The 16,299-nt window shown below is 47.1% G+C and carries 14 protein-coding genes; 5 read left to right on the top strand and 9 right to left on the bottom strand.

The annotated features are described in order from the left end of the window. Positions 1 to 115 precede the first annotated feature (115 nt). Entirely contained in the window at positions 116 to 1,210 is a 1,095-nt protein-coding gene (locus tag Pan54_RS07655; RefSeq protein ID WP_207310078.1) for a serine hydrolase domain-containing protein, read from the top strand. A gap of 9 nt (positions 1,211 to 1,219) precedes the next feature. Here the strand turns inward: Pan54_RS07655 and Pan54_RS07650 are convergent, their stop codons facing one another. Both Pan54_RS07650 and Pan54_RS07645 read right to left on the bottom strand, forming a co-directional pair. After that, positions 1,220 to 2,212, bottom strand: a complete 993-nt coding sequence (locus Pan54_RS07650) for an HAD family hydrolase (RefSeq protein ID WP_242631251.1) — start codon at positions 2,210 to 2,212, stop codon at positions 1,220 to 1,222. 73 nt (positions 2,213 to 2,285) lie between these two features. Then, a complete protein-coding gene (locus Pan54_RS07645; protein ID WP_165441982.1) occupies positions 2,286 to 3,824 on the bottom strand; it encodes an arylsulfatase in 1,539 nt (512 codons plus the stop codon). A 409-nt stretch (positions 3,825 to 4,233) separates the two neighbouring features. On the opposite strand from Pan54_RS07645, the gene Pan54_RS07640 reads away from it, so the two are divergent. After that, on the top strand, positions 4,234 to 5,082 hold the full coding sequence (locus tag Pan54_RS07640; RefSeq protein WP_146502920.1) for a hypothetical protein: 849 nt from the start codon (positions 4,234 to 4,236) through the stop codon (positions 5,080 to 5,082). A 101-nt stretch (positions 5,083 to 5,183) separates the two neighbouring features. Here Pan54_RS07640 and Pan54_RS25790 read toward each other — a convergent pair whose 3' ends face one another. Next, positions 5,184 to 5,336, bottom strand: coding sequence for a hypothetical protein (locus tag Pan54_RS25790; protein ID WP_165441651.1), 153 nt, complete (start codon positions 5,334 to 5,336; stop codon positions 5,184 to 5,186). Positions 5,337 to 5,724: 388 nt separating this feature from the next. On the opposite strand from Pan54_RS25790, the gene Pan54_RS07635 reads away from it, so the two are divergent. Further along, positions 5,725 to 6,618 carry an endonuclease/exonuclease/phosphatase family protein gene (locus Pan54_RS07635; RefSeq protein WP_207310077.1) on the top strand — a complete coding sequence of 298 codons (894 nt, stop codon included), beginning with the start codon at positions 5,725 to 5,727 and terminating at the stop codon, positions 6,616 to 6,618. A gap of 30 nt (positions 6,619 to 6,648) precedes the next feature. Here Pan54_RS07635 and Pan54_RS07630 read toward each other — a convergent pair whose 3' ends face one another. From Pan54_RS07630 to Pan54_RS26545, 3 genes are all read right to left on the bottom strand, one after another. Further along, positions 6,649 to 7,653 (bottom strand): BPSS1187 family protein, encoded by a 1,005-nt coding sequence (locus Pan54_RS07630; RefSeq protein WP_390621944.1) that lies wholly within the window; start codon positions 7,651 to 7,653, stop codon positions 6,649 to 6,651. A gap of 172 nt (positions 7,654 to 7,825) precedes the next feature. Next, on the bottom strand, positions 7,826 to 8,995 hold the full coding sequence (locus Pan54_RS07625; RefSeq protein ID WP_207310076.1) for a sulfatase/phosphatase domain-containing protein: 1,170 nt from the start codon (positions 8,993 to 8,995) through the stop codon (positions 7,826 to 7,828). After that, the gene (locus tag Pan54_RS26545) at positions 8,937 to 9,641 is read right to left on the bottom strand and encodes a sulfatase-like hydrolase/transferase (RefSeq protein ID WP_207310075.1); all 705 of its coding nucleotides are present in this window, start codon (positions 9,639 to 9,641) and stop codon (positions 8,937 to 8,939) included. The genes Pan54_RS07625 and Pan54_RS26545 overlap by 59 nt, the downstream gene beginning before the upstream one ends. Positions 9,642 to 9,751: 110 nt before the next feature. Between Pan54_RS26545 and Pan54_RS07620 the strand changes: the two genes are divergently transcribed. Further along, a complete protein-coding gene (locus Pan54_RS07620) occupies positions 9,752 to 10,639 on the top strand; it encodes a hypothetical protein (protein WP_146502919.1) in 888 nt (295 codons plus the stop codon). A gap of 208 nt (positions 10,640 to 10,847) precedes the next feature. On the opposite strand, the gene Pan54_RS07615 is transcribed toward Pan54_RS07620, so the two are convergent. The 3 genes from Pan54_RS07615 to Pan54_RS07605 form a co-directional block, all read right to left on the bottom strand. Then, a complete protein-coding gene (locus tag Pan54_RS07615; protein WP_146502918.1) occupies positions 10,848 to 12,137 on the bottom strand; it encodes an MFS transporter in 1,290 nt (429 codons plus the stop codon). Positions 12,138 to 12,421: 284 nt separating this feature from the next. Beyond that, entirely contained in the window at positions 12,422 to 13,456 is a 1,035-nt protein-coding gene (locus tag Pan54_RS07610; RefSeq protein WP_146502917.1) for a TauD/TfdA family dioxygenase, read from the bottom strand. Positions 13,457 to 13,630: 174 nt separating this feature from the next. After that, on the bottom strand, positions 13,631 to 14,740 hold the full coding sequence (locus Pan54_RS07605) for an ROK family protein (protein ID WP_165441650.1): 1,110 nt from the start codon (positions 14,738 to 14,740) through the stop codon (positions 13,631 to 13,633). Between the two features lie 179 nt (positions 14,741 to 14,919). Between Pan54_RS07605 and Pan54_RS07600 the strand changes: the two genes are divergently transcribed. After that, complete coding sequence (locus tag Pan54_RS07600; RefSeq protein WP_146502915.1) at positions 14,920 to 16,260, top strand: Gfo/Idh/MocA family protein; 1,341 nt, start codon at positions 14,920 to 14,922, stop codon at positions 16,258 to 16,260. The last annotated feature ends 39 nt before the right edge of the window (positions 16,261 to 16,299 follow it).

The raw sequence follows: 16,299 nt of genomic DNA, 5'->3' as shown, positions 1-16,299 counted from the left end.
TCCGCAATATGTTTTCTGCAGAACTTGGAGCATTTTCAAAGATCCTCTGTCTGAACCATTTGAATATCGTCTGACCAATATCAACAGCTATTTAATTTTTGACTCGGAGTCTTTCATGAATAACGCTCTTGTGACATTATCGACCTGTCTGTTTCTAATGACGTCAGCATCGCTACAAGCTCAAAGTCAGCCATTACCACTCAGTACTCCGGAAGCTCAGGGAGTTTCGTCAGAGCAAATCAGGAATTTTGTCATCGCAGCTGATGAGCAGATTCATTCGATGCATAGCTTTATGCTCGTACGTCACGGAAAAGTCATCGCCGAATGCTGGTGGAGTCCTGAAGCAGCCGAAAAGCCGCATATCCTCTGGTCACTCAGTAAGAGTTTCACCTCAACAGCTGTCGGACTGGCGATCGAAGAAGGGAAATTGAACCTCGACGACAAAGTCCTCAGCTTTTTTCCCGAAGATGCTCCTGAGAATCCTTCAGAAAACTTGAAGGCGATGCGGATCAGAGATTTACTAACCATGTCAACCGGACACGATGCCGAGCCATGGGCAAAAGGAGAGGAAATCTGGACGAAGCGTTTTCTCTCGCAACCCGTGCCGAACGAACCTGGCTCAAAATTTCTTTACAACACACCAGCGACCTACATGCAATCAGCGATTGTTCAGAAAGTCACCGGAAAAACCGTTCTGGACTATCTGACTCCTCGATTATTCGAACCACTCGGCATAGAAACTCCAACATGGGAAACCAGTCCACAGGGAATCTCACTGGGTGGATATGGTCTGTACTTGAAAACAGAAGATATCGCCAAGTTCGGCCAACTGTATCTGCGGAATGGGGAATGGAACGGCGTGCAACTCGTTCCCGCCAAATGGATTGAAACCGCAACCAGTAAGCAGATCGAGAATGCCTCTGCTCCCAGCGGCAAAAACAAATCCGACTGGCAGCAAGGCTACGGCTTCCAGTTCTGGCGTTGCCGTCATAACGCGTACAGAGGCGACGGCAAAGATGGACAGTTCTGTATTATTCTTCCTGATCAGGATGCCGTCATCGCAATCACTGCAAAAACGGGAAACATGCAAGTCCAGCTCGATCTCGTCTGGGAACATTTGCTCCCGGCTTTTCATGAAGATGCACTTGCAGAAAATGCCGAAGGACTTGAGGAACTTAGAGAAGCGTTGGCAAATCTAAAACTTGAGTAAATGAAATATCTATTTTTCCGGATAAATCGTCTTCCAGTCCTGCTTCATATCAACGATGGTCCAGCCCTTTGCTTTTGCTTCGGTAAAGGCTTTATCGAGACGTCCGATTGCGGATTCACGGTCATAGGCCCATTCGCGGTCGCCGTCTGTATGGTGGACAATCAAACCGAAACGCGAACCTTTGCCGACTGTCGTCCATTGCAGCATTTGCAGATCGCCATCGCTGTTTCCGAAGGCGGCAACGGGGCGTTTGCCCAGGAATTTATTGATCGAGATCGGCTTGCCTTCTTTATCGTCAATGAAGTCGATTTTAGGCTGACGAATTAACACGGGAACTCCATCCTGTAATTCATATTTGGTGACAATACTACTACCAATGACCTGTTCTGGCGGAATGCCATAAACCTCTTCTGCAAACACCCGCATGAATTCAATCCCCCCGCCTGAGAAGATATAGGTCTTGAATTCGTGCTCTCGAAGATAGTCCAGAAGTTCCAGCATGGGCTGGTAGACCATATCCTTGTAAAGCATATTTTTCTGAGGATGCTTAGCAGTCGTAATCCAGTTGTGAACAATCTCTGCAAATTCATCAGTGGACATCCCGGCGTGAGTGACTGCCATGATCTTCATCAGCCCTTCTTTTCCAGATGTCTTCAATTCTTCCATGTCATTTTCAAGAACCGCTTGGAAGGGTTGCTCCGATTTCCATTCCGGGTGCTCCTTCGCCATTTCTTTGACACGATCAATGGCAAACATCAACTGGAAATAGACAGGCTGCTCTGACCAGAGTGTCCCGTCGTTATCGAAAACTGCAATTCGATCCTGGGGGTCAATGTAATTGATGCAGCCATCCTTGGTGGAACATTCGACGAAATCAATGATCGCATCTCTAGCCGTCCCATCGTTCCATGAGGGGAGAGGATCAGAAGCAATACAATTAGAAGAGGTATAAAGAACGATCGCGGCAAAGATTGTTTTCATCGCGGCAAAGATTGTTTTCATCGTGGACTCGCAGAGTTAACTATCAAAATATAAAAAGACGCCCCCTCAGAGGCGTCTTCCAGGCCGAAATGAATTACCGGCCGCTGTTTGCATCTTCAATCATCTTTTGTACTTTTTCAAGATTAAACGAGCCCGGCGTCTGGCTGGGGGGATAATCCTGCATCGACTGCAGAAAATCGGCGGCAATGTGCTGCATCGGGGCAATTACAAAGACACGGCTCAGGAACCAGTCGTTGTAAGTCGTGGCATTATGTTGAGCTTTTTCGAAAGGATCCCGACGCAAGTTGAATAACAGCGGAACTCGCAGTTCGGTAAACGGTTCACGCCATACTTCAAAAGCCATCCCTCGGTTTTCCAGAAAGACGGCTTTCCACTGACCTGCACGCATCGCGACAATTTGCCCATCGTCATTCACATAAAGAAATCCTTTACGTGGCGATTCTTTAGCATCACCCGAGAGATAAGCGGACATGTCATGACCATCGATATAGTTACGATATTTTCGGCCATTGAGTTCGACACCCTCTTTAAGTTTTTCTTTGATATCTGGAGCGCCTGCAACGGCCGCAAACGTTGGCAACCAGTCTTCATGAGAGACGATCCCATTCAAGGTCACATCTTTCTGGAAATGATCAGGCCATCGCACAAAAGCCGGTACACGATAGGCTCCTTCCCAGTTTGAGTTTTTCTCGTTGCGGAAGGGGGTTGTCCCAGCATCAGGCCAGGTGTTGTAATGGGGACCATTGTCCGTTGAATATAAAACGATGGTATCGTCTGCGATGCCGAGTTTATCGATCAAATCGAGCAATTGACCGACATGACGATCGTGTTCGACCATGCCGTCGTGATATTCATTTCCAGTTGGACCACTGATGCCCGTCAGTTCCTCTTTTACATGCGTTCGGAAATGCATGCGGGTCCCATTCCACCAGCAGAAAAATGGTTCATCGGCTGAGTTCTTGCGGGTAATGAAATCTTTGGCAGCCGCGACCGTTTCGTCGTCGATTGTTTCCATTCGTTTTTTGTTTAATGGGCCGGTGTCTTCAATCGTCTGACCACCTTTGCCATCGGCTATACAGTGCAAGACACCGCGTGGTCCAAACTGCTCAGAAAACGTTTTCCCATTGGGTAATTTCAAATCCGTTGGATAATCCCGGTTCTCGGGCTCCTCTTCAGCATTGAGATGATAAAGATTTCCAAGAAACTCATCGAATCCATGCATCGTGGGAAGATGTTCGTCACGATCTCCCTGATGATTCTTTCCGAATTGACCGGTCGAATACCCCTGACTTTTCAGGACAGTCGCCATGGTCACATCCGTTTTTTGCCAACCTTCTTTTGCACCGGGCATACCAACTTTTGTCATTCCAGTTCGGACTGGGACGTTTCCCCCAATGAAAGCTGCTCGACCTGCTGTGCAACTTTGCTGTCCATAGTAATCTGTAAAGGCAATACCCTCTTTGGCAATACGATCGATGTTTGGAGTCTGATACCCCATCATTCCACGATTGTTATGGCTAATATTCCAGGTCCCAATATCATCTCCCCAGATGACAAGGATATTCGGCTTTTTAGCTTGAGCATCTACATCGTTGAGGTTGCTGAACAGCATCGAACATAACACGATGCCCCAAAGTAAAGTGTGGGCGCGTAATTTCATAATGGGAGATCTCCTGAGTTGAAAGGAAAATGGGATAGGCCCTGCAATTGAATCGCGTCACTCATCATATGGTGATGTTGAATAAAAGCCAACAAACTGAATTATGAATATCTGATAAATAAAACTTTCAGTTTGCATGTTCTTTGCAGATGATTTCATTGAAAGTCGTAATCTATATGACTTGTCCTGTTCTCAAAATGAGGAATTCATCTTAGTGTGACTGTATGCGACTTTGCTCATGACTTGGATCCTAAAAGATTCCATAAGTTGTAGAAATACGTGGATGATTGCGTTATCGATATGAGTTACTGAACTGAAAGCAGAATCTGATTAGAACAATGCAGGAGTTTGTTGATGAAGTATGCACTGGCATTACTGGGTATCATTACTGGGTATCGTCTCACTGTCGGCACTGGTCGTTTATGCTCAACCACAACGCCCTCCGGCTGGACCACCGCCAGATCCATTTCTGGAGTTGTTTGATACTGATGAAAATGGCGAATTGTCGGCTTCTGAAATCAAAGCCTCAAGTCAGGTACTCAACACATTTGATCGAAATCAGGATGGAAAATTGACTCGCGATGAACTTCCCCGTCCGCCTCGTCCTGGTGAAAACGATAGACATCATCCGCCAGCAGGTCCACCTCATCAGAATCCACGTGAGAATCGTAACGAATCCAGTCAACGTGATCCTAAACAGGCTCTCTCTCGACTACCGACAGGATCTGTTGTGTTCCAAGATGGCTATGAAACCGATTCGCGAGATGGTGGACGTCCTGTCGTTCTCATCGCGGCTGCACTTGGCGTGGAGCCAGAGGTTTTCCGGGAAGCCTTCAGCAAAGTGAACCCGGCTCGAAATGGACACCCTTCTGCCGCTCAGGCACGAGCAAATAAAGAAGTGCTCATGCGGGCTTTGTCCAAATATGGAATTACGAATGATCGATTGGATGAAGTGTCGAACTACTATCGTTATCAGCCTCAACACGGAGAACTCTGGACTGCCAAGCCCGCAAGAGCGAATGCGATTATTGAGAAAGGACAAATCGTTCGTCTGCAGATTGAAGAAGCCGGTTCTGGCTATTCGTCACCTCCAACAGTAATCGTGACAGGTCATCCAGAAATCAATGTCAAAGCGATTCTCGAATTCAGTCAGAATCTGTCCACGAATGGCAGAATCAAATCTCTGGAAATGATAACGAATAATGAATAACTGATTCGCATTTTCTGTTGAATTTTAATGCAAAAACGTCCTGCCCAATACGAGATTGAGGCAGGACGTTTTTTTGATACTTGCGAATGTTGAATCATTTCTTACAGATGATGCCCATGATTGATGGATGGAGAATCATGATGCACGAAATGCATACGACCAAAGTGTGGACTGCGTGCCGCTTCGGCACTCGTGTTTCCTGCCAATGAAATGAATCCAAGAACAAGGGCAAATCCAATTGCAAATTTTTTCATGGTGGTGTCTTTCCAGAAAAATTCTGCGACTCATCGGCCTGCGAACGCCGCAGGCGTAAGGGTGAGTCGTTGAAATGATACAATGCACTTCTCATGCCAAATATGAGGGACGCAAAAAGAAGCCTTGCATCAATAAATTTCCATGTTCCTCTGCATAGACTTGCAGAGAATTGCAAACAATTGCTGCACATGAGGGTCTGATTTAATAATAATCGACGCAATGAAATCGATTCCTGCTCACTTTGAGCATTCGTTGTCCTGCAGTATTACTTATTTTTGTACAATTGATTATGAGTTGTATTCTGCAAGAATTACTGGTCAGATGTGCGTAGAGAAGTAATTGCAACGAGCATCCCCCCTATCCTTTTATCAACCGAATGGGAAAAACATGAGTATTCCGATTTCCGTACGCATTCTTTCGACTTGGGTTTGCTCAACAGTTTTATTCGGCAGCATGATCTTGTCGAAGCCATTATTGACCGATGCCAAAGATGTACGAGTGATGAGTTTTAACATTCGCTACGGATCTGCCAGAGATGGTGAGAATCATTGGGAGAAGCGGAAAGAAAATGTCATCAAAACAATTGCCGCATTCAATCCCGACTTGCTGGGGACTCAGGAAACTCTAGGATTTCAGAAACAATACCTGGACGAGAATCTTATTGGATACACGAGTCTTGGTGTGGGACGGGAAGACGGAGGTCAAACCGGTGAAATGACGGCTCTGTTTTATAAGACAGATCGCTTTGAAAAACTGAGCGAGGGACACTTCTGGCTGAGCGAATCTCCCAATAGTCCCGGCAGCAAATCCTGGGACAGCAGCCTGCCGCGGATGTGTTCCTGGATCAAATTGCGTGACCGCAAAGCAGATGATCAGCCCATCTTCTTCCTCAATACGCACTTCGACCATCGTGGTCCGCAAGCTCGGATTGAATCTGCAAAATTGATTCGCCACAAACTCGATGAACTCGCCCGGGGATGCCGACTTATTGTGACAGGAGACTTCAACGCAGCTTTCCAGAGTGAGCCCTATAAGGCTCTATTCGAGAATACAAAAGAACTGACCCTGCTGGATTCCTATCACACCGCTACCCCAGACAATGCTCCGGGCGAGGCCACATTTTCAGGATTCAAAAGTGGAGTTGTCGAGGGAGCAAGAATCGACTGGATTGCTGTCAGTGATGACTGGAAAATTCTTAGCGCTAACATCGACCGAACCGAGTTTGATGGCCGAACTCCTTCAGACCATCATCCCGTAACGGCTATTCTTACTCATGAATAAAACATCATTTTAATGTTGATGCAATTCCTGTTACTGACAATCGGGATCAAGCGGAACTGGCATGCCCACCTCATCGACAGGATGTGTGTATAAATATTTCCAGACAGGTTCATAAAGATATTTTCCCTGAGAATCTTTGGGAGAAGAACCGCCCGGAGTGACTGATGAGTGGGCGCGTTTTGCATCGCCTTTGACATCAGCAGCAGAGATCAGTCGTCTCGTATTCTGGTAAGGAGTTGATTGCTGATCGACATTCACAATCGGTCCATATTGATTCAGTTTCAACAATTCCCAGGAACGACAGTAATGCTTGCCGGGCCAGCCACCATCGAGAACGTGACTGAACCCAAAAAAACGGTTGGCGGGAGTCGCAGAGGAATTAGCCTGCCAGTCCTGATCCTGATCGCGTGGTCCGCAATGCATGACGACACGATCGACTTTCTGATGCAGAGCAAATCGAGCTGCTGTGGTCGAGCCATGTGAACTTCCGGCAATAATCACTTTGTCCCAGCGCAGCCCTTTGCCATCGCTGGTCAAAAATTGCTTCCAGTTTCCCTGTGGATTTTCTTTCGCCAGCCACTTCACGAATTGATAGGCACGCTCACTCATGCCGTCTGGTTTTGACAGGTTCAGCTCATCGCTGAAATCTTCGCCTGTTGCCGCTTCGAGTCGAACGTTTCCTCTGGACTGCCCATCTTTTGGTTCAGGCTGACACAGCGTCCCAAACCATTTGTTCGCATAACTGACCTGAATGGCATGAAGTCCGTAACTGTTGAGACGTTCAAAAAGCTGTTCATTGTACCCCATCAGCCAGATCACCAGTTTCCCTTTGGCATCAACCCGGGTGTCGACGGAAGCATTTTCCAGATCCTGAGGTTTCTCTTTGGTTCCGAATACAAAGTTGATCTCCGGATACTCTTTTGCCCGAGAATCCAATTGACTGGCTCTTGCTTGCAGCCGGTATCGCTGAGGTTGCTTGTCCTTTTGTAACGATGAATTATTTTTATCAGCTGCACTTAAGTTATGAGTAAACATAGCGACTGAGAGTAACAATAAACACAACAGACCCTTTTTCAGGACGGACATTCCATTGACTCCATTATCAGTAATTTAATTTAGTTTCATGTTAAAATAACTTTAACGATTTCCAGTTGTACATGTCATGCCAGCTGACACAAATTGATCGTCGTTGTTCAGCCGGTACTCTTCAATCCTGAAGTTTAATCAGATCAGAATTGAGATGCTGCAAACTTTGTTCAAAGTCCTCACCGACAAACGCTGCCACACGAACAGCTTTCTCATGATAGTCTTCTGGTATTATGAAGTTGACCAATTTTGTTCCAGTGCCTGTGATTTCCAGGACCTGACGTTCGATTCTTTGATTGTTCTCGCTTTTGAGTGTCACATGCAATTTTTGCTTTCCGAGAGTATCTGAGAGCTGATACTGAATATTCACACTCAATGGTTCATTCGGAGAACTTTGTTGCCTGGTTTGAATGGAGATCAATTCATGCTTTTTGGACTGTGGTTTCGCTTCTCTTTCGCCCCCCTGTCGCTTGCCATTTCGTCGCTCCAGAGCTTCCCGTTCGACTTTTTGAACATACTCTTCACGGAATTGATCATCCTCTCGCTTAACAAAGACTTCGAGTAAAGGATCATTCGTCTGTTTTAACCAGATCTGCAGTTGCGTTTCAAGTTCGTGAAGTGTGTTCTGAAATTCGGGAATATCAATCAGATTGTGGAGACATTCAGGATCATTAACTACATCATATAATTCTTCAGGCACTCGATGCTGATACAGATCGTGGCGCTCTTTCAGAAACGAGTTCTCGGCAGCCAGTTCCTTCATCCTGCGATAAGTCATCGTTCCAGTCGTCGCTGTTGCCATCACGCGATCTCCATTCGACCACGGATTAAACAGGTACAAATATTGACGGCTCTCAACACCCCGCATCGGATCTCGTGAAGCACCTGCGTTCTCGTTATATTCCTTGAACACATAGTCGCGATTCTCTTGCGTATCTCCGATTAATAACGGCTCAAAAGATCGGCCATCCAAATCTTGCGGATGTTTAACCCTGACGACATCGAGAAGCGTCGGCAGGAAATCGACGGCTGAAACCATGTGTTCGCGATCATGCGAGTTAGCTTCTATTTTTCCAGGCCATACGAAAATCAAAGGAGTACGCGTGCTGTGGTGATAAAGCTGAGTCTTTGCAAACGGAAGAGGCATACCATGATCTGAGAGAAACATGATCAATGTTTTCTCCTCTGCCCCCGATTCTTCCAGAGCCTTAAGAACTTCACCGACACAATCGTCAGCGCGTCTGACAGACGAATAATACTGGACCCACTTCTTGCCGAACGATGGGATCATCAAATAGAAATTTCGGGATAGGAACTTCATCATCAGAGAAGATTCTGGAAGGAACAAACGGATCTTTGAATTCCCGCCCTCCTTTTCCAACTCCATAAAACGGTTTGTGGGGATCGGAAATGTTGATGACCAGACAGAACGGTTTATTCTGCTCTTGAGCATGTATGATTCCATCCCGTGTCGACGCGCCGTAAGAAACAGGATCCTTCAATGCATGAGCCTGACCATTGGCATCAGTATCGAGAACTTCATCCCAGTCGTAAGGTGTGTAAGGCGTTGAATGAGAAACCTTGCCACGAATTCCTGTGAAGTAGCCCGCCTCCTTCATCAAATCGCACAGTACCGGGTACCCAGGTTGTTTCACCTGATAGAACCCCTCGACACCATTGTTATGCGAGTATCGTCCCGACCACATCACATTGCGGGACGGCATGCAATTCCCGACCTGCACGTGAGCATGTTCAAAACGCAACCCCTTGCTGGCCAATTGATCGATGTGCGGAGTCGTGTTAATCGGACAACCAAATACACCAATGGAATCCGCACTCATGTCATCGACTGTGATGATCAGAATATTCGGCTGCTCACTCGCATGGACAATTTGAACAAACAGAAGCAACAGGAGTAACAAAGGGTATTTTAGCATGCAGTCAAATCCGCTCAAAACTGTTTCGTTACAGTGACAGGAATTGATATGATCATACATCTATTGCCGTTGGCTGCAAACAATCATTCAATCACAGAAAGTTTCTGATCATGAAATTTGCATTGACTCTCATGCTGATTTTGATCCTTGCGATGTCCAATACCACCGCTGGTTCCGATTTGGAAATTATTCGTTCGATTGGAGCATCATGGAGACAACAGGGAGGAATTGTTGTCGAACTCAAGACGGATTGCACAAACTTTGAGGATGAACACTATCAGAAACTTGGACAACTCACTTCACTGAAATCATTGTCGATCAGCGGCAAAAATTTGTCTGATCATCAACTGGAGATGTTATCTGGCTTGACCGAATTGGAATCGATCCTGATTAACGGGTCTGAATTAACCGATGAAGGCTATCACCATTTCAAAGCGTTTCAGAAACTGCGAACCTTATCGCTGTTCCATCCTTCGAGAAATTGCGAAGGTTTCACTGGAGCCGGTCTGGCTTACCTGAAAGATCTGCCCAAACTGGAACGACTGACTTTTGCCGGAGCTACCGCTGGCGATGAGGCTTTCGAAGCCGTCGGCCAGATTTCCCAGTTGAAGGAGTTTCGACAGTGGCACAACTGGGAATCTCCCAACGCCATTAAACATTTAGTTGGCTTGAAACATCTCGAATCTCTTCAAATCGGACAACGCCTGCCACATCGAGATTCATCGTTAACCCCCAGTTTCGATAATGAAACACTAAAAACTGTTGCTCAAATCAAATCACTCAAACGGCTCAGCTTTCAGGAAGCCCGCTTGAGTGCATCGGGATTGATGCAACTTCAGCCATTGCCAAATCTGGAACAAATAAAACTCAGTTTGATCGATATTACGAAAAGTGATGTTGAAACAATCAAAGCTGCAATGCCCACTGTCGAAGTCGACTGGACGCCAATAACGGAAGCCGAAGAAGAAGCAACTTTGAAGAAGAAACTTAAAATCTAAATCACTGTGTGCAATCAATAAGACACTCATGATTTCTCTTTGAATGAACAAGTATTTGGGGGCGTCCCAAAACGCAGTGATGGGCGAGGACGTTGCAAACGACCTGCCCTTTGCTTTCCTCAGGGGAATATCCCCCTGTGGCTCTCGTTCTCTGTTTGAATCGTTTGCCAACTATTCAATATCGCGCTCGGTCACATAACAGAGTCATTTACTCAGGAAGTTCCTGACCTCGCGTTTCTGGTAAAAAGCAGATGATCAAAATTCCCAGTAGAAATAACATTGAAAGTCCCGTCACCGCCCAGTGCAGTCCGACATTTTCCATCGCTTTCAGCTGGCCAGAAAACAGCAATACTGGTACCGCCATTAGTCGGCCACCATTGAAGCAAAAACTTGTGCCAGTTGCGCGAAGATGCGTCGGAAACAGTTCTGGAAAATAAACGGCATATCCGGAATGAATGCCAAGCGTCAGAAACCCAAAGACCGGCAGCAGGATTAACAATTGTGTATAACTTTGCGGCACGAAGCAGACGATGGGAACAATGATCAAAGCCAGTGCCTGGAAGATAATAAATGTTGGCTTGCGTCCGAATTTTGCACACAAGGGACCAAACGCCAATAAACCTAATCCGCCTCCAGTGGCCTGCACAATCCCGTACGCAAATTTCGCGGTCGAACTTGCTTGCTCTTTAGAGACTCCATCAGCCAGCAGGCGTCCTAATGCCAGATCCTGCCCTGCCACCGTCACCGACCAGAATGTTCCCAGCCCGACAGCTGCCAGAAGCATGCCTAAAATTGCCCGAGTCGCCCAGCGGGGATTCAGCAATAAGTCCCGGTAACTTCCCCATTGTCTTTTGGTCTCTGTCGTTCTGCCGGTTTTCCATGTATCCGTTTCTTTGACACTGGCTCGTACCCACAAAATCAGCAAAGCGGGAATGATTCCAATCAAATAGGCGTATCGCCAGTGTGTCCCGACAATAATCCCGGCAATTGCTGCCAGCCAGGTTCCAAGAATGCTGGACGCATGAAAAATGGAAGAGGCCTGTGCCCGCGCTTTCGTGGGAAATACTTCTGCCACCAGACTAGCCGCCACCGCCCATTCTCCACCGACTCCCATCGCAACCAGAAAGCGAAGAGCCGCAACCTGCCAGAGGCTATCGACGAAATAGGTCAGTCCGGAAAATATGGAATAGAACAGAATGGTGACGATCATCATCGAACGTCGACCGTAACGATCGGCCAGCGATCCAAACAGTAATCCACCGAACGTTCCCCCCGCTAGAAAGATGCCGAGGAAGTAATCGCCATAGCGTTGCACCGCATTCACATCGCCATCGAGAATTTCCATCAGCATATCCTGACGGGTGATGTTGAAGATTTGACCTTCATAAACATCAAACACCCAGCCAGCAGAGGCGATGATTAACACAAGCCATTGATAACGGGGAATTCCCTCGTACCATTTTTCATTTGTCGCTGCCGGGGGATCGATTTGTGTCATAGATGGCTCGCTCTGGTGAGTGTTTGATAATGTCAATTAGTCTTGGAACGGTGCCCCGAATGGGTCGCCCAGATAGCTTCGCAATCTAAATGACTGTGCCCGATTAATAAACAGTTGGAAAAAGAATGAAGTCGAAAAGATTGGATCATGGGTGGCACGCCCTGAGCAACGCGAAGGGCGTGGTCATCCGCATTTCCCACGCCCATCACTTCGTTCTGGGACGTGCCACCCTGTTTGTTCAAAAGCTGAGAGAATACTAGCCAACCATTATATTAAGTTCACTATTATTTTGGTGCCTTAAACGCATGAGTCTGCATATTTCCCAGTGAAGCCACAATTTTTCTCTGCCCTTCAAAAGTTCTACGCGCATGCATCACAACACGATTATCAATCAGCACGGCATCTCCCGGTTTCCAGTTCATGTCGAATGTGATTTCATCGGCAATACGAATTGCAGATTGCACGGCCTCAGTATCCAGAGGTTGTTCGTTACCATGCCGGATGGCGCGTGAAGGATCGTTTCGTTCGTCTTTCCAGCCACTCCATGCGGCAATCAACTGATTGAAAAATGTTTTGCGACCATCGGGCAACGTCATTATTGCAGGCAAGACGGGTGTTGTCGCTCGCAGGCAATCCTTTTCGAGCCATTCCCAACTGTATTTCAATTCCTGGAGACGAGCCTCGGCTTCTGCTTTTGTCTGTACTCCCAATGTGCTTTGCCAACTTCGCCCCATCCCCGAAAACTGGTCGTCGGCCCCCGGCATGACATTCGAATACTTGAGTCCATACTGCTCACAGTCGGCGACAAACTGAGGATGCTCATCAGTAAGGCGATCCATCAGAATATCGGAACGACACAACGGAGTCGCCCCGCCTTCTTTCGCCGCAATCTCGCAATAAAACAGAATGAACTCTGGATAAAAAGGCGTTTGCGCCATCTCATGGTGAAAGAAGATCTGCACTTCTGGCGGAGCTTCGTTAGCAGAAAAGACTCGCTCAGTCCGATTAATTCGCACCGCATTAGAAAGCGATTTCTTGTAAGGGAAATTTGTGATCCCCAGCGCTTCAATAAACTGATCGAAATGCTCGACTGTGTTTATCGGGAAATCTCGAAACAGAATGGTGCCGTGCTTTGTCGCCAAATCTAGCAACTCCGTATTTCTGCTCCTTGTCCATTCCACAACATCAGCAATGGTTCCGACTTCAGTGTCAGACAAATACACATACGGGAATACTGTCTCTCCATAAGCTTGCTGCCCTATTGGAGCTCCCAGGCTGACGGTTTTGTTGAACGCATCATCGTTCGATGTTGAAATCATTATATTTCCTTAATCTATTTTTTATGCCTCGGTTATCAGACACCGCCTGATCGACTGCCCTGCATGACCACGAAATAACAATCAATGTGTGCCATTGCTGGCTTGCCCTGTAGTGTGGGTTAGACTTTCAGATTTAAGTATTATCATTACGATAAATAATTGCTGACGGATTATTTAAACCTTGAGTTCCCAGCGATGTAACGCTAACGCAGCCGCGCCCTTTGCTCCTGCTAATTCTCCAAGTTGTGTCGATACGATTAGCGGCATCAATCCGCCTTCCGAGCTCAAACTTCGCTTAACTTCCAGGCACAAAGGTTTCATGAAAGCCTCCTTAAGTTCTGCCAGCGGCCCACCAATAACGATCATCTGTGGATTCAATATCAATGAGATCTGCGAGATGACTCGACCGACTGCACTCGCCGCTCTTTTCAGAACTTCCATCACCAGGCGATCGCAATTCTCAGCGGACCGTAGTAAATCTTCGACTGAGACATTGAGAGACTCCTGAATCGCTCGCAAAGATGCTACGTCTTCTAAGGGGAGTGAATCGCCGTTTTTCTTATTCAGTGAAAACTCTCGCATTGGCCATGTCCCAATCTCACCGGCTAAACCTTCATAACCGCGGTAGAGTTCCCCATTCAGAAAGATCCCTGTTCCAATCCCACTCCGGATACCGACACAGATAAAATTCTGGATGGTGCGTGCCTGTCCGAACCAGCGTTCAGCCATCGCCATTACACGAACATTATTCTCCAGATAAACCGGAACTCGAAAAACAGTTTGAATCACATTTCTGAGCGGAAGTTTCGTCCACCCGGGAATAAACCGATAATGCAAGCCCTTCGTGGCTTCTTCATCGAGTGTACCCGGAATAGCAAGACCTATACCTAAAAGTTTACGTCCTCGAAATCGGACTGCACGAATCACTTCCTGGATTATTTGAACCACATCTTCTGCATTTGCGTGACGCGGAAGATCCCTCGAATGATGTTTTAATAACTGCTGTGAAAAATCGACGCTCACACCATGTAAACGGCGGGCATCAAAATCAATTCCGATAAACTGACCTGCTGTAGAATTCGGTTCCAGGATCTTCGGAGGCCGCCCCGGCCCCCATTCTTCAGCAGTAGACTCTTTCAGAATACCGAGTTCAATGAGACGGTCGACTTGAATTCCCATCGTTGAAGGAGCGATTCCCAGATGCTTCGCCAACTGTACCCGTGAAGTCGCTGTGGCCAGACGAATCTCACTAACAATCTCGTTTTCAATGGTGCGGGAATTCAAGAAGGACTCCTTTAGAGGCATGACTCTTTATTTCGATATCGAAATAAAGCTGATAAGTCAATTCAAAAACGAAAGAATCCTCGATTTTCGTAAAAGTTCGCAGAGACTATTGCGTTCCCACATTATTGCGATCAGAATATTTTTGATATCAAAATAACTTATGAGGCAAGGAATTTATCATGGGATTAGATCACCTACTCACCCGACGTGATGTTCTCGGTGCCACTGCCGGTGCACTCGCAGCGGCTTGTACTTATGGTTTGCGAGCCGAAGAAAAATCTGTCTCGAAACGCTCGGCTCTTGAACAGCCGCGAATCGCACTTCTGGGAGCGGGTTGGCGACCGGATATTAAACGCAATGGGCGGGGAATCGCAATTGGTTTGCAAGCGGTAAAGTTTGCGGAAATGGGTGTTGTGTGTGATGTCGATTCCATTGCTCGTGATTATGCCTGCCAGAAAATATGCAATGGAAAGAGTCTCCTCGTTGAAGATTATCGCGACGTTCTCTCTAGAGATGATATCGATGCCGTTCTGATTGCGACCCCGGATCACTGGCATGCCAAGATGTCCATCGAAGCGATGTTGGCTGGTAAAGATGTCTACTGTGAAAAGCCAGCGACCGTGACCATCAATGAAGGCCGACTGATGGCCGATGCCGTCAATAAGACGGGTCGCATTTTACAGGTCGGTACACAACAACGGACGGAATCAGACCACCGATTCGCGACAGCCATTGCACTAGTTCAGGAAGGTCGCATTGGCAAGCTTCAACGAATAGAAATTGGAGTCGATCCCGGTAATATCGGTGGCCCATTCACAACCTCACCACCACCCCCCCAACTCAACTGGAATCTCTGGCAGGGCCCTGCAGCCGAGCATGAATATATTACAGAACGAACTCACTGGACCTTCCGCTGGTGGTACGAATACGCAGGAGGGAAACTGACCGACTGGGGTGCCCACCATGTCGATATCGCTCAGTGGGCCATCGGTCAACTCGATAGCGGTCCCTCACGGGTCCGTGGACAAGGCGTCTTTCATGTCCCCTATGAAAACGGTTATCCTACTCGAACCGATACCTTCAATACTCCATCGACATTCGATGTCCAATGCCAGTTTCCCGACGACATCACGATGGTCATCAACAGCGGAGAAAACGGCATCCTCTTCGAAGGAACCGAAGGCCGCTTTTTCGTCAATCGCGGTAAACTCACAGGACTACCCGTTGAGCGTTTGAAAAAAGATCCCCTGCCTAAAGACTATCTCGAACGCATTTACGACGGCCCTCCCCCGGCTTCCCATATGTCCAACTTCTTCGATTGCATCAAGACTCGTAAACAACCGGTTTCCGACATGGCTTCCCATCAGCGAACCATTACAACATGTCACCTGGCCAACTTGACATTAAGATTAGGCCGAGAACTTCAATGGAATCCTGAGACAGAAACATTCATTAATGATTCCGAAGCCGATCAGTTCATCTCCCGCAAAGCCAGACCCGGTTTTGAAATTCAGATGTAAATCTTTACAGGCGACAACCGAAAGCAATCCATACTTGAA

The organism is Rubinisphaera italica, from assembly GCF_007859715.1.
GTDB classification, from domain to species: domain Bacteria; phylum Planctomycetota; class Planctomycetia; order Planctomycetales; family Planctomycetaceae; genus Rubinisphaera; species Rubinisphaera italica.
The sequence above is the reverse complement of the archived record's forward strand: the minus strand, read 5'-3'. Positions and strand labels throughout refer to the sequence as shown.